This window comes from Pseudomonas sp. JQ170C, assembly GCF_035581345.1.
In the GTDB taxonomy this organism is placed as follows: domain Bacteria; phylum Pseudomonadota; class Gammaproteobacteria; order Pseudomonadales; family Pseudomonadaceae; genus Aquipseudomonas.
Genome location: NZ_CP141608.1, coordinates 3,417,760 through 3,431,628, shown reverse-complemented (window position 1 = coordinate 3,431,628; position 13,869 = coordinate 3,417,760). Strand labels below are relative to the sequence as shown.

General features: G+C 63.7%; 14 protein-coding genes. 7 read left to right on the top strand and 7 right to left on the bottom strand.

The window, feature by feature from the left end; genetic code table 11:
• The 3 genes from pelG to U9R80_RS15390 all read left to right on the top strand — a co-directional run bounded on the left by pelG (window position 1) and on the right by U9R80_RS15390 (window position 2,667).
• Complete coding sequence (pelG, locus tag U9R80_RS15400) at window positions 1-1,374, top strand: exopolysaccharide Pel transporter PelG (protein WP_301842416.1); 1,374 nt, start codon at window positions 1-3, stop codon at window positions 1,372-1,374.
• An 83-nt stretch (window positions 1,375-1,457) separates the two neighbouring features.
• Entirely contained in the window at window positions 1,458-1,913 is a 456-nt protein-coding gene (locus tag U9R80_RS15395) for a carboxypeptidase regulatory-like domain-containing protein (protein WP_301842417.1), read from the top strand.
• Window positions 1,914-1,965: 52 nt separating this feature from the next.
• Entirely contained in the window at window positions 1,966-2,667 is a 702-nt protein-coding gene (locus tag U9R80_RS15390; RefSeq protein ID WP_324803145.1) for a phytanoyl-CoA dioxygenase family protein, read from the top strand.
• A gap of 3 nt (window positions 2,668-2,670) precedes the next feature.
• On the opposite strand, the gene U9R80_RS15385 is transcribed toward U9R80_RS15390, so the two are convergent.
• Window positions 2,671-3,567 carry a universal stress protein gene (locus U9R80_RS15385; RefSeq protein WP_301842419.1) on the bottom strand — a complete coding sequence of 299 codons (897 nt, stop codon included), beginning with the start codon at window positions 3,565-3,567 and terminating at the stop codon, window positions 2,671-2,673.
• Between the two features lie 192 nt (window positions 3,568-3,759).
• Here U9R80_RS15385 and U9R80_RS15380 point away from each other — a divergent pair, with 192 nt between their 5' ends.
• Entirely contained in the window at window positions 3,760-5,337 is a 1,578-nt protein-coding gene (locus tag U9R80_RS15380; RefSeq protein ID WP_442964977.1) for a mechanosensitive ion channel family protein, read from the top strand.
• Window positions 5,338-5,349: 12 nt separating this feature from the next.
• Here the strand turns inward: U9R80_RS15380 and U9R80_RS15375 are convergent, their stop codons facing one another.
• Complete coding sequence (locus U9R80_RS15375; protein ID WP_301842421.1) at window positions 5,350-6,744, bottom strand: aldehyde dehydrogenase family protein; 1,395 nt, start codon at window positions 6,742-6,744, stop codon at window positions 5,350-5,352.
• Between the two features lie 103 nt (window positions 6,745-6,847).
• On the opposite strand from U9R80_RS15375, the gene ptrR reads away from it, so the two are divergent.
• The 3 genes from ptrR to U9R80_RS15360 all read left to right on the top strand — a co-directional run bounded on the left by ptrR (window position 6,848) and on the right by U9R80_RS15360 (window position 9,133).
• Window positions 6,848-7,735: a putrescine utilization regulator PtrR gene (gene ptrR, locus U9R80_RS15370; protein ID WP_301842422.1), complete on the top strand. Its 888-nt coding sequence runs from the start codon at window positions 6,848-6,850 to the stop codon at window positions 7,733-7,735.
• 75 nt (window positions 7,736-7,810) lie between these two features.
• Complete coding sequence (locus U9R80_RS15365) at window positions 7,811-8,170, top strand: DUF3302 domain-containing protein (protein WP_301842423.1); 360 nt, start codon at window positions 7,811-7,813, stop codon at window positions 8,168-8,170.
• 3 nt (window positions 8,171-8,173) lie between these two features.
• A complete protein-coding gene (locus U9R80_RS15360) occupies window positions 8,174-9,133 on the top strand; it encodes an HlyD family secretion protein (protein ID WP_301842424.1) in 960 nt (319 codons plus the stop codon).
• 43 nt (window positions 9,134-9,176) lie between these two features.
• Here U9R80_RS15360 and U9R80_RS15355 read toward each other — a convergent pair whose 3' ends face one another.
• From U9R80_RS15355 to U9R80_RS15335, 5 genes are all read right to left on the bottom strand, one after another.
• On the bottom strand, window positions 9,177-10,304 hold the full coding sequence (locus tag U9R80_RS15355; protein WP_301842425.1) for an AI-2E family transporter: 1,128 nt from the start codon (window positions 10,302-10,304) through the stop codon (window positions 9,177-9,179).
• 107 nt (window positions 10,305-10,411) lie between these two features.
• A complete protein-coding gene (locus U9R80_RS15350; protein ID WP_301842426.1) occupies window positions 10,412-10,960 on the bottom strand; it encodes a PqiC family protein in 549 nt (182 codons plus the stop codon).
• A gap of 17 nt (window positions 10,961-10,977) precedes the next feature.
• Window positions 10,978-12,630 (bottom strand): PqiB family protein, encoded by a 1,653-nt coding sequence (locus tag U9R80_RS15345; protein ID WP_301842427.1) that lies wholly within the window; start codon window positions 12,628-12,630, stop codon window positions 10,978-10,980.
• Window positions 12,611-13,258, bottom strand: a complete 648-nt coding sequence (locus tag U9R80_RS15340) for a paraquat-inducible protein A (RefSeq protein WP_301842428.1) — start codon at window positions 13,256-13,258, stop codon at window positions 12,611-12,613. The genes U9R80_RS15345 and U9R80_RS15340 overlap by 20 nt, the downstream gene beginning before the upstream one ends.
• A complete protein-coding gene (locus tag U9R80_RS15335) occupies window positions 13,255-13,854 on the bottom strand; it encodes a paraquat-inducible protein A (protein WP_301842430.1) in 600 nt (199 codons plus the stop codon). The genes U9R80_RS15340 and U9R80_RS15335 overlap by 4 nt, the downstream gene beginning before the upstream one ends.
• Window positions 13,855-13,869: the final 15 nt, after the last annotated feature.

The following is a 13,869-nucleotide window of genomic DNA, read 5'->3' as shown; positions in this document are numbered from 1 at the left end:
ATGGCCGGCATCGGCTTTGAACTGCGCAAGATTCTTTCGCGCGACTCCTACACCTCGACCTTGCATGCCTACGTCTATGCCGGGCTGATCAGCTCCGGGCCGTGGGTGCTGTCGATCCTCAGTGTGATGCTGGTGGGGGTGATCAGCCTGGGGCTGGTGATTCCCGAGACGCTGATCCGCCAGTTCCTGATCACCGTGACCTACCTGATGGCCACCTCGTTGATTCTCACCGGCGGTCTGCAGTTGTTTTTCACGCGCTTCGTTTCCGATCGCCTGTTCGAGCGCAACTATGACCAGATCCTGCCTAACCTGCTGGGCATCCTGCTGTTGGTTACGGTGGGTTCCGGTGTCCTGGGCATCGTGCTGCTGGCGACCCTGTTCGATGAGCCGCTGATCTACCGCCTGCTGGTGCTGGCCAACTTCGTGGTGCTGTGCAATTTGTGGCTGGTGATCATCTTCCTGTCGGGGATGAAGGCCTACAACCGCATTCTGCTGGTGATGCTGCTGGGGTATTCGCTGATGGTCGGCAGCGCCTTCTTCCTGCGCTACTTGCAGATGGAAGGGCTGTTGCTGGCGTTGCTGCTGGGGCACAGCACACTGCTGTTCTTGTTCCTGTTCGACATCCTGCGCGAATACCGCGCCGAAAAGCTGGTGGCCTTCGACTTCCTCGACCGGCGCAAGGTGTTTATCAGCCTGCTGCTCACCGGCTTCTGCTACAACCTGGGCATCTGGATCGACAAGTTCATCTTCTGGTTCAACCCCTACACCTCGAGCCAGGTGATCGGGCCGTTGCGTGCCTCGATCCTCTACGACTTGCCGATCTTCCTGGCGTACCTGGCGATCATCCCCGGCATGGCGGTGTTCCTGGTGCGCATCGAGACGGATTTTGCCGAGTGGTACGACCGCCTGTTCCGCGCGGTGCGTGAAGGCGAGACGTTGCAGCACATCAGCCAGCTCAAGGTCGAGATGACCTATTCGATTCGCCAGGGCCTGCTGGAGATCTGCAAGGTCCAGGGCCTGACCGTGGTGCTGCTGTTCCTGTTCGGTCCACGTCTGCTGGCCTGGCTGGGGATTTCCAGCTACTACTTGCCGCTGTTCTACATCGACCTGATCGGGGTGAGTATCCAGGTGGTGTTCATGGCCATTCTCAACGTGTTCTTCTACCTCGACAAACGCGCCATCGTGCGGGAGCTGTGCCTGCTGTTCGTGGTGCTCAACGCCGGGTTGACCCTGCTCAGCCTGCACCTGGGGCCAAGCTTCTTCGGCTACGGCTTTACCTTCTCGCTGCTGGCCTGTGTGCTGCTGGGGCTGGCCCGGTTGTCCACGGCCCTGGACGACCTTGAGTTCGACACGTTCATGCGTTCCAACCGCTGACCGCCGCGCCGCGCGTCAGGCCCGGGCAACCCGGGCGCTGATGCGCGGATAATGAAGGCTGGATCCGTGTTGGAGGACACGCCATGAACAGCCATCAGCAATGCGTTCTGAGCGGTCTCGCCCTGGCAATGGTCATGCTCTGCGTGGCACCGCTGGCCGCCGCGCAAACACTGGACGAGGCGGCCATCGACCCTGCCGGCGTGCAACTGCATCCCCAGGAGCAGAACGGCATCAGCTACCTCAAGGGCGGCATCGGCATCGACGAATCCCAGGCCATGCAGCAGATCCGTGGCTATAACCTGCAGATCACCCTGTCATCGGGCCCGGACAACAAGTACCAGAGCGGTGCTGAAGTGCGTATCGAGTCGGCCGGCGGTCAGCCGGTGCTGACCCTCTCGGATGTCGGTCCGATGCTCTACACCAAGCTCCCCAACGGCCATTACCAGGTATTGGCCAGCCTCAACGGCGAGCAACAGCGTCAGCAGGTGGTGATCGATGGCAGCACGCCGGTCAAGCTCAATCTGCACTGGCGTGAATAGCCCCGGCATACACCTGCAGTCGGCCCTTGGCGCGTTGCACCGGGACGGTTTCGTGCTGTTGCCCGGTGTGCTGGACTGCGCGCAGATCGACCAGTTGCAAGCGGCCATCGGTCGCCTGAAACCTCAGCACTGGGACTACAACGGCCTGGTGGAGCACTACAAGTGCGTGTTCAACCGTGACCCGCTGTGGCTGAGTTATCTGGACTTGCCGGGGGTGATCGAACTGGCGGAAGCGGCGTTGGGCGAGGATTGCCACATCATCGGCCAGACGGCCTGGCGCAGCCATCCAGGCTGCCTGGGCATGCCGCTGCACCTGGACTACCTGGTCATGGCCTTGCCGCCAGAGCTGTTGGCCGACCCCGGCTTCGAGCTGCCCATGCAGGTGTGTACGCTCCAGTGCTACCTGGACGAAGTCGATGCCGACCTGTGCCCCACCCGGGTGCTGGCCGGCAGCCACCGGGCAGGGCGCAAGCCACAGCCGGGTGAGCAGCAGTGGCAGGGGCAGGCGGCGCAGAGCATCTTGTGCCATGCCGGCGATGCGTTGATGTTTCGCAGCGAGCTATGGCATGGCGGCAGCGACAACCGCACCGCCGACCGCTGCCGCTCGATGTTGCAGGTGCACTACGGCCGGCGCATGGTCGCGCAGAAGTTCTCGCCGTACCTGCACTGGCAGTTCAAACCGGCGGTGCTGGCGGCCGCTACGGCCCGTCAACGACGACTGCTGGGCGAACACGCCGAGGCTGAGTACGACTGACGTTCATGCCTGGGCCCTGATCGCCAGCACATTGCACAGCGGATGGTCGACCACATGCTCGGTGGTGCTCCCGGTCATGCGCTCGGTCAGCGTGCGCGTGTGGTTGCCCATCACCAGCACGTCGGTGCGGCTGTGAGCGACGAACTCGGCAATGCTGCGGGTGATCGGTGCCGAGAGAAAATGCTGGCGATCAACGGGTATCTCGTGCCGTTCGGCCAAGTGCTCGAAGGCCTTGTGGATCGACTTGCGCACATCGTTGCCGAACCCGGGCATGGTGATCGTGCCGGCACCGAAGTCGGACATATGGGTATGCGCGCTGTCGCACACATGCAGCAGGTGCAGTTCGGCATTGCACTGCTGGGCGAGGTCGGCGGCTGCCTTGATGACGGTTTCGTTGAGGTCGCTGTAGGGGTGTTCGGGGTGGGTGGGGTCCACGGCCGCCACGACAATGCGCGGCAGCGGGCAATGCACCGCGCTCACCAGATGCACCGGGCACGGGCATTCACGCAGCAGTTCCCAGTCCAGGGGCGTACTCATCAGCCGTTTGAAGGTTGATTGATGCTGCACATCCTTGATCAGCAAATCAGGGCCGATCTCGACCACCTGGGTGAGCACTGCCTTGAGTACATCGCGGGTCAGCATCACATCGGTGGTCACCCGGATACCGTTTTCATGCAGCAGGGTGGCTTCGTCGGCCAGCCATTGGCGGTTGTCGGTCACCAGGGTCTGCAGCCGCTGCTCATCGCCACTCATCAGGCCGAGGGTGTCGACCTCTTCGATAAAGGCAGTGATGTGCAGCGTAGCGCCGGTGACACGGGCAAGCGCCGCGGCGCGCTCCATGGCCGGGGTATGGCGCAGGTCCGACCCGACCATCAGGAATAGGCGTTGGTACTGGCTCATGGTGCACCTCCGGTTGTGTGGCATGCCAGCCCCCGAGCTTGAGTTTAGTCCATTGCCAGCAGGCCTTTCGGCGCGGGGCAGTGGGCAATCTGACAAGCGGTCCGGGCTGGTCTAGGCTGCGCTACAGAGCGTTGCAAGCCAGTATCCGAGGAGCAGGGCATGGGGCGGGGAAGTGTCGTGGGCTGGCTGTTGATGAGTTGCCTGTTGCTGACGGGCCTGGCGGGGGCCCAGGAGGCTGCAACGCCTGCGCACGAGCCGGTGGAACTGAAGGTGTTCAACCGCAGCATCATGCTGTTTCGCGCCTCGTTGCTTGGCGAAACACCCCAGCTACGGGTCAAGCGCGCGCAGGCGGTGATCGCCGAAACCCTGGATGAGAACCGCGAGCTTCAGGTTCGCACCGACCCGATCCAGGACGCCTACCTGGTGTTGCTGGGCGACAAGCGCGCCTTTATCGTCACCCCCCACGACATCGACCCACTGACCCAGAACTCGGTACTGGAGGCTGCCAACCAGGCCGCCGCCAACCTGCGCCAGGCGGTGGAGGAAAGCCGTGAGGCGCGCAACCTGCAACTGTTGATGCGCGCGTTGCTGGCCGCCGCCATTGCCACCGTGCTGTACCTGGCACTGCTGTGGCTGATTGCCTTGGTGCGGCGCAAGTTGCATGAACGCTTGCCCGCGCTGATGCGCCGCCACGCGCGGCCCCTGACGGTGGGGCAGACGCCGGTTATCGACGCCAACTACATCTATACCCTGATCCGCCGTGCGCTGACCCTGGTGCGCTGGCTGTTGATCGCCTTGCTCAGCTACGAGTGGCTGGGCTTCGTGCTTTCGCGCTTTCCCTATACGCGGCCCTGGGGCGAACAGCTCAACGCCTACCTGTTCGAGTTGGCCCGCTACCTGCTCGAAGGCATGGTCAGCGCCATCCCGGGGCTGGTGGTGGCGCTGGCGATCTTCTTCATTGCCCGTGGCGCGGTGGCCTTCAGCCGTCACCTGCTGCGGCGCCTGGCAATGCCTGGCACCCTGAGCTGGCTGAACCAGGAAACCCTGCAACCCACCACGCGGCTGACGGCCCTGGCCATCTGGCTTTTTGCGTTGGCCATGGCCTATCCGTACCTGCCGGGGGCCGATACTCAAGCGTTCAAGGGGTTGTCGGTGCTGATCGGCCTGATGATTTCCCTGGGCGCCACCAGCGTGGTCGGCCAGGCGGCCTCCGGCCTGATCCTGACCTACACCCGCACCTTGCGACCGGGGGAGTTTGTGCGCATCGGCGAGTATGAAGGCACGGTGACCGAGCTTGGTATGTTCACCACCCGTATCCGTACCGGGCTGGGTGAAGTACTGACCCTGCCCAACTCGATGATTACCGGCAGCGTGACCAAGAACTACTCACGGAGTGTGGAGGGCGAGGGCTATGTGGTGGATACCACGGTGACCATCGGCTACGACACGCCCTGGCGGCAGGTCGAGGCGATGTTGCTGGAGGCGGCGGGGCGCACCCACGGCATTCTGGAGCAGCCCAAGCCACAGGTGTTCCAGACCGCGCTGTCGGATTTCTACCCCGAGTACCGCCTGGTGGCCCAGGCCATCCCCAGCCAACCCCGGCCCCGGGCGGTGCTGCTCAGCGAGCTGCATGCGCACATCCAGGATGTGTTCAACGAATACGGCGTGCAGATCATGTCGCCGCACTACCTGGGGGACCCACCCGAGGCCAAGTGGGTGCCCAGGGAACACTGGTACAGCGCCCCGGCAAAGCCGCCGAAAGCGCCGTAACCGGGCGCTGCCTCACGCGCGGCGGTCGAGCCACACCGTCTGGGCGTTGCAGAACTCGCGCACGCCAAAGTGGGAGAGCTCGCGGCCAAAACCGCTCTTCTTGACGCCGCCAAAGGTCACGCGGGGGTCGGAGGCGCAGATGCCGTTGACGAAGACGCCGCCGGTGTCCAGTTCATCGGTGAGCCGGGCGGCCAGCGCCAGGTCCTGGGTGTAGATCGTCGCGGCCAGGCCGAACTCGCTGTCGTTGGCCAGCGCCAGGGCGTGCTGGGCATCGCGGGCGGTGATGATCGAGGCCACCGGGCCGAACAGCTCCTGGCGGAACGAGGTCATCTGGTCGGTGACGTCGGCCAGCACGGTTGGCTCATAGAAGTTGCCCACGCCTTCGGCCTTGTGCCCGCCCAGCAGCAGGGTGGCACCTTCGGCCAGGGTGGCCTGCACTTGCTCGTCCAGTTCGTCGCGCAGGTCAAAGCGTGCCATCGGGCCCAGGTAAGTCTGCTCATCCTGCGGATCGCCCATCACCAGCTTGCGGGTGGCCTCGACGAACTTCTCGGTGAAGGCTTGCACCACGCCTTGCTCGACGATCAGGCGCTTGGCCGCGGCGCAGACTTGCCCGGTGTTGGCGTAACGGCCGATGACCGCGGCGCGGACGGCTTCATCGAGGTTGGCGTCGTTGAGCACGATGAACGGGTCGGAGCCGCCCAGTTCCAGCACGCATTTTTTCAGCGCGGCGCCAGCCTGGGCGCCGATGGCCATGCCGGCGCGAACACTGCCGGTCAGGGTCACGGCGGCGATGCGCGGGTCCTTGATGGCCTGGGAGACGCCTTCAGGGGTGACGTTGATGACCTCGAACACGCCTTCCGGCAAGCCCGCCTGCTTGATCACCTCCAGCAGCAGGTAGGCGCTGCCCATCACGTTCGGGGCGTGCTTGAGCACATAGGTGTTGCCGGCGATCAGCGCCGGCACCGCGCCACGCAGCACCTGCCAGACCGGGAAGTTCCACGGCATCACCGCCAGGATCGGGCCCAGCGGGCGGTACTCGATGCGCGCCGTGCCGTTGTCCACCAGGGTCGATTCGGCACTGAGCATGGCGGGGCCCTGGGCGGCATACCACTCGCACAGCTGCGCGCATTTCTCTACTTCGCCACGGGCCTGGGCCAGGGGCTTGCCCATTTCCAGGGTGATCATGCGGGCCATGGCCGGGGCGTTTTCACGGATGGCGCCGGCAAGGTCGAGGATCAGTTGAGCGCGGTCGCTCACCGGGGTACGGCGCCATTGGGAAAAGCCCGCTGCGGCACGTTGCAGGGCGGCATCGAGGGCGGCTTCGGATTCGTAGGGGTAATGACCGATGGCTTCGCCGGTGGCGGGGTTGATGGACACAGCGTGGGTGTGGCTCGGGAACGCGGTCATGGCACAGTCCTGCAGGTGTTAGGGAATGCCGCCAGCGTATTGCGCTGTGCATGTTCTGGAAACTGAATAATAATGAGCCTTTCATTCATGAAAGGAGAATGCCATGGATCTGGTCCAGTTGGAGATCTTCAAGGCCGTGGCCGAACACGGCAGCATCAGCGTCGCCGCCCAGCATATCCATCGGGTGCCGTCGAACCTGACCACACGGATCAAACAGCTGGAGACCGACCTGGGCGTCGAGCTGTTCATTCGTGAAAAAAGCCGCCTGCGCCTGTCGCCGGCGGGCTGGACCTTTCTTGACTACACCCGGCGCATCCTGGCCCTGGTCGAGGAGGCGCGCCTGACCGTGGCGGGCGAAGAGCCCCAGGGGCCGTTCGCCCTGGGTTCGCTCGAAAGCACGGCGGCGGTGCGCATTCCGGCGCTGCTGGCGGCCTACAACCAGCAATACAGCAAGGTCGAGCTGGACCTATCGACCGGGCCGTCCGGGGCGATGATCGAAGGGGTGCTGGCCGGGCGCCTGGTGGCGGCCTTTGTTGACGGTCCGGTGCTGCACCCGACCCTGGACGGGGTGCCGGTGTTCAAGGAAGAAATGGTCCTGATCGCGCCCCTGCAGCACGGGCCGGTCACCCGCGCCCAGGATGTCAACGGCGAGAACATCTACGCCTTTCGCGCCAACTGTTCCTACCGTCACCATTTCGAGCGCTGGTTCAGCACCGATGCGGCCGTGCCGGGCAAGATCTACGAGATGGAGTCCTATCACGGCATGCTCGCCTGTGTCAGCGCCGGCGCTGGCCTGGCGCTGATGCCGCGCAGCATGCTGCAGAGCATGCCGGGGTGCGCCACGGTGAGTGTCTGGCCGCTGTCCGAGGACTTTCGCTACCTCGACACCTGGCTGGTGTGGCGGCGGGGCACCGTGTCCCAGAGCCTGTCGAGTTTTGTTGAACTGCTTGAAACGCGCCGGGCGGACGCGAGCGTCGAACAGGCCGGATAAATCGCGCAATACGCCGGTGTTCATTGGCTAGACTCAAGCCAGCGCACTCATGTCACGTGCGAGAACGGAGAAGCCATGCTTGATTACTTTGCCTTGGGTCTGTTGATCTTCGTGGGGCTGGTGATGTTCTACGGCATCATCGTGCTTCACGATATTCCCTATGAAATCGCCGTTCACCGTAACCATCCCCATCAGGATGCCATCCATGCCACGGGGTGGGTCAGCCTGTTCACCCTGCATGCACTTTGGCCGTTTTTATGGATCTGGGCGATGCTCTACCGCGAGGATCGCGGCTGGGGCATCGGCTCGGGCGTCCAGCCTTCGGCAGCCGACCTGCAACGAGAGGTGCAGGAGCTGCAGCAGCGGGTGGCCCAGCTGGAGGCAGCCCAGGCCCGTGCCAGCGAGGCTCGTGTCGAGTCGGGCGGGGGGATCTAGGCCATGGACCTGCTGCTGATACTGACCTACGCCGCGATCTGCGTGGCGATCTTCAAGCTGTTCCGCATCCCCCTCAATAAATGGACCGTGCCCACGGCGGTGCTGGGTGGGGTGCTGATTATCGGTGCGCTGATTTTCACCATGAACTACAACCATCCCTACTCGGAGGTGGCGCGTTCCTACTTCGTCTCGGTGCCGGTGATCCCGGTGGTCACCGGCAAGGTGATCGACGTTCCGGTGCAGGGCAACCAGCCACTGGAGGAGGGCGATGTGCTGTTTCGTATCGACCCCGCACCGTTCCAGTACCGGCTTGAGTCGCTCAAGGCCCAGCACCTGGCGGCCAAGGGCGACCTGTACCGGATCAACGAGCTGATCAAGCGCAATTTCGGTACCCGCCGCGAGCAGGAATCGGCCATCGCCCGGGTCGACGACCTGCAGGCACAGATCGACAGTGCCCAGTTCGAGCTGGACAACACGGTGGTGCGCGCGCCGAGCAAGGGGTATGTGACCCATGTATCACTGCGCAAGGGCATGATGGCGAGCAGGCTGCCGCTGCGGCCCTCGATGGTGTTCATACCTGATGAGGGGCAGTACTTCGCGGCCTGGATGCGGCAGAACAGCTTGCTGCGCCTGGTGCCCGGCGACGAGGCCGAGGTGGCGTTCGATGGGATACCGGGCAAGGTATTCAAGGGACGGGTGAAGAACGTCATTTCGGTGATTGCCGAAGGGCAGGTGCAGCCTTCGGGCAACCTGATCGGCTTTACCGGGTCACCGCCAGCAGGCAGGGTGCCGGTGATCATCGAGATCACCGACCCTGAGTTTGCCAAGTACAGTGCGCAGATGCCGGGTGGCGCGTATGGACAGGCAGCGCTGTACAGCCAGCACTTTCATCACATTGCGGCGATGCGCAAGATTCTTTTGCGCATGGCCGCCTGGATGAACTACATCTTCCCGTTCCATTGAGGGGAGGCGGGCATGCCGCGCGGCATGCCCGCTGTAACGGCGATCAGATCGGTCGATCTTCGGGCTTGTCCAGTACAGGATCCGGCACAGGATGGTCCACGACCAGCGGTTGCGCCACCCAGGACATGAACAGCTTATACCCCACCGCCAGCAGCACTGGGCCGATGAACAGGCCGATGATGCCGTTGGTGAGCATGCCGCCCAGGGCGCCGATCAGTACCACCGGCATCGGTACGGAAACGCCGCGGCCCAGCAGCAAGGGCTTGAGGACGTTATCCGAGAGCCCGGCCAGGATCGTCCAGATGGCGAAGATCACGGTGCTGGCTCCCACGCCGTCATGGGCGAAGACGTAGATCACGATCGGCAGGGTGATCAGCAGCACCGGCAATTGGGTGATGCCCAGCAGCAACACCAGCAAGGCCAGTACCCCCGCCGCAGGCACACCCATGACCACCAGGCCGATGCCCACCAGGATCATCTGGATGAAGGCGATACCCACCACCCCCTGGGCCACGGCGCGGATGGTCGAGGTGCACAACTCGGCCAGCATGGGCCCGCGTTCAGGCCCGGAAATGCGCGTGGCGATGGCCACGCCGGTGCGATGGCCGGTTTCGCCCTTGGCCATGATGACGCCGCCGATGATGAGCGCCAGCACAAACACCAGAATGCCCGAGCCGATCCCCGCCAGTTGGGTCAGCAGGGTCTTGCTCACCCCCTTGAGGTGCGGCGCCACTTGCGACAATGCCCAGCTCAAGTCGGTGCTGGCGTGTTCCCAGATGCCGTACAGCGGTGCACCGATCAAGGGCCAGTCGCGCACGTTGGCCGGCGGTGGCGGGATCTCGATGACCTGGTCTTCAAAGCCCTGAATACCCGCATGCACCGACTGGGCAATCGAGGTGCCGAGCAGGCTCAACGGGCCGATCAGGCAGGCCAGGCCGACGATCACCAGCAGCACCGCCGCCAGGCCATTGCGCCCGCCAAGCCAGCCGCCCAGACGCTGGTTCACCGGGTACAGGGTGATCGCCAGGATCATCGCCCAGAGCATCAGGCTCAGGAACGGCTTGAAGATATCGAAGCAGAACATCACCAGCGCCGCGATCAACCCTGCGCGGATCAGTACATCCAGCAGTTCCCTGCCATTGCCAAAGTGGATCGGTCGAGGGTCGGCCATGTGAGATTCCTTCTACAGATGCAGTGGAGGGTACAAACACAGTAGGAGCGGGCTTGCCCCGCGATAGCGATCCAGCAGTCACATCGCATCGCGGGGCAAGCCCGCTCCTACGGTGTGGGGCAGCGATTGGCGCCGCCACGGGCGGCCTGGCTGACCTGTTCGGTAAAACGCTTGATGTTCTGTTGATGGGCCACCACCAGCTCCTCGATGGTGGGGCCTGCCGGGGTCTGGATCACGCTGCGGCAATTCAGGGCGCCGGCATCGCTGCCGCCGGCCGCGCGCAGGCGCCAGCGGGCATCGAACAGCGCGTACTGCCCCGGTACCGAGTCAAAACGCTGTATATCGACCCGCAAGCCCAGGCCTGGCTGGGCACTGTTGCTGGAGAACTGGTTGATCAGGGCGTTCTGCAGCTCATCGGCAAGGCTTGCGCCCCACCACTCGGTTTCCAGGATCGCCAGGCTGCTGTTGCTCTGGCGGATCACCAGCTGCGGCCGGTCAACCTGGGGCGGCACGCTGATCAGCTCCAGTTGCACATCAACGCTGTTGACCGGCACCGGCTGTTGGGGGATCAGGGTGTGGTAGTGGATCGGGTCGCTGCGACACGCGGCGAGCATCAAGGTCAGGCCCAGCAATGCGAATTTGGTGGCGTGCGCCATGGTCGGTGCTCCTGCGGTCAATTGCGCGACGGTTTCAAGGTGTCAGCCGGGGCATCCTTGGGCCTGCCTCGCAGCAGCGACTCAGGATTGCGGCCCAGGTAGTCAGCCAGTTCACGCAAGGAGCGCGACATGCGTCCCAGCTCGTCGAGGGTCTGGGTCAGTTGCTCACGCTGCGGCGAGTCGTCGGCCAGGGTCGAGTTGGCCGATTGCAGCGTCTTGCTGACTTCCGCCAGCGTGCCCTGAACCCCCGGCAAGGTGCGGTTGTTGAACTGCTGCAAGCCCTTGCGCAGTTCTACCAGGTTGGCATCCAGGTTGTTGGCGATGCGCTCGATCGGCAGGCGGTTGAGGCGATCGACCATGACCTCGAATTTCTCCTGCAACTGCTCAAGGCTACTCGGTACGGTAGGGATCATGATCGGCCGGGCAGTGGGGTCGAAGACCACTTTCGGCGCTTTGGGGTCGAAGTCCAGGGCGATGTACAACTGCCCGGTGAGCAGGTTGCCGCTGCGGGCCTGGGCGCGCAGGCCGTTGTTGACGAACATGCCCAGCACCTCGGCGGAGCCCTGTTCGTCCTCCGGGTTGTGCTTGAGTGCCTTGAGCAGTTTGGTATGGGCCTTGCCCAGGCGTTGCGGGTAGATAACGATGCCGACATTGACCGGGAAGCTGCGTTGTTCGAGGTCGAAGTCCAGGTTGACCGAGACCACCTTGCCGATCTCGACGCCGAGGAATTCTACCGGGGCGCCGACTTTCAGACCACGCAGCGCCTGGTCGAAGCGCAGGGCCAAGTACTGCGCCTTGCCGTTGGGCGGGGCGAGGGCGCTGACCTCGTTCTCGAACAGCTCGAACACCCGGTCTTCACTCGCCACCTCATCCTCAGGGTTGAACTGCGGGGCGCGGAAGGCGATGCCGCCCACCAGCAGCGATGACAGCGACTCGGTGCGCACGGCAAAGCCATTGGCACCGGCTTCGACATCGATGCCGCTGGCATTCCAGAAGCGGGTGTTGTTGGTGACGAAGGCATCGTTGGGCGATTGCACGAACACTTCGATGTCCACGCCCTTGCCATCCTTGCTCAGCTGATAGGAGACGACCTGGCCGACGGGGATCTTGCGAAAGTACAACGGCGAGCCAACCCCCAGCGATCCCAGGTCGCTGGTGTGCAAGGTAAAGCGCTTGCCGGGTTCGTCGTAGGTGATGGGCGGCGGCATTTCAAGGCCGGTGAAAGTTTTGGCCCGGGCGCCTTCCTTGCCGGCGTCGGCACCAATGAAGTCACCCGAAAACAGGGTGTCGATGCCCGATACGCCGCCGGCCCCGATACGCGGCCGCACCACCCAGAAGGTCGAATCCTTGCGGGTGAAGTTTTCGGCGTGCTTGACCAGTTGCACAGTGGCGGTCACGTGTTTCTGGTCGTCGCTCAGCTCCACCGTCGAGACCTTGCCGATGACCACGTTGCGGTATTTGACCTCGGTCTTGTTGGCTGTCAGGCCTTCACCGGTCTTGAAGGTGATCTCGATGGTCGGGCCTTGCTGCAGCCAGTTATGCACCACCAGAGAGATGCCCACCAGCACCGCGATGATCGGCACGATCCACACCAGTGAAACGCTGAAGCGCCGGGTTTTTACCGTTGCTGCGCCTGGCACTGGCGGTTCTTCAGTGACTGCTGACTTCATCCATGCGCTCCTTGGGTTCGCGGCTTTCCCAGATCATTCGGGGGTCGAAACTCATCGCGGCCAGCATGGTGAACACCACCACCAGGCCAAAAAACAGAATGCCCGGGCGCGGCTCGATGTCGCCCAGGGCCTGAAACTTGACCAGCGCGGCGACCAGCGCCACCACGATCACATCGAGCATCGACCAGTAACCGATCAGCTCGACGAAGCGATAGAGTTTGGAGCGCTCCCTCTGCGCCCAGTCGCTGCCGCGCTGCACGGTGATCAGTAACAGGCCCAGGGCGACGAACTTGGTCGCCGGCACAGCGATACTGGCGATGAAGATGATCGAGGCAATGTCCCAGGCACCATGGGCCCAGAACTCGATCACCCCGCTCATGATGGTGCTGTCGTCACCACTGCCGAGCATCTTGGTGTTCATGACCGGCAGCAGGTTGGCCGGTATATAGAACACCAGCGCGGCAATCAGGTAGGCCCAGGTGCGGGTCAGGGCATTGGGCTTGCGTTCGTGTACCGGGGCGCCGCAGCGCGGGCACTCATGCACGGGCCCGGCCGTGGTGTCGCAGGCCTTGCCGCAGGCATGGCACAGCACCAGGTTGAGCTCACTGGCCAAGGGAGGGCGGTTCATGGCAGTTCGTCCCACAAGTCACGGATATCGCGGCCGGCCACGCGGATCATCAACAGGCTCAGGGCCGCCAGGGCCAACAGGCCAATGCCGGGCAGCACATCGAGCAGGCCGGCCAGCTTGAACACCGCGACCATGGCGCCGAGCAGGCAGACTTCGAGCATGCTCCAGGGGCGCAGGGTTTCCAGCCAGCGCATGCACCATTTGAAGCCCGGCGAGCGTTGGCCTGCCAGGGCGTAGGTCAACACCCAGATCAGCAGCATCAGCTGGAACATCGGCGCGATGATGATGGAGATCGCCGCCACCAGGGCAATGAAGGTAATCGGCCCGGTGGCCAGGGCGCGCACCGAGTCCCAGAGCGTGGCGCTGTTGGAAAAGCCCTGCAGGCTGATGCTCATCACCGGGTAGAAGTTGGCCAGTATCCACAGCACCCCGGCGGTGAGGCTCAGGGCCAGGCGCTGTTGCAGGTTCAGGTTGTTATGGCGTTGCAGCACGGCACCACAGCGCAGGCATAAAGCCTTCTGGTGCTTGGCAAGGGGGACCTTGTGGTACACACAGTCGCAATGTTCGCAGATGATCAGTTGATCGGTTTGCAGCATGGTGCTCGCTCAGAC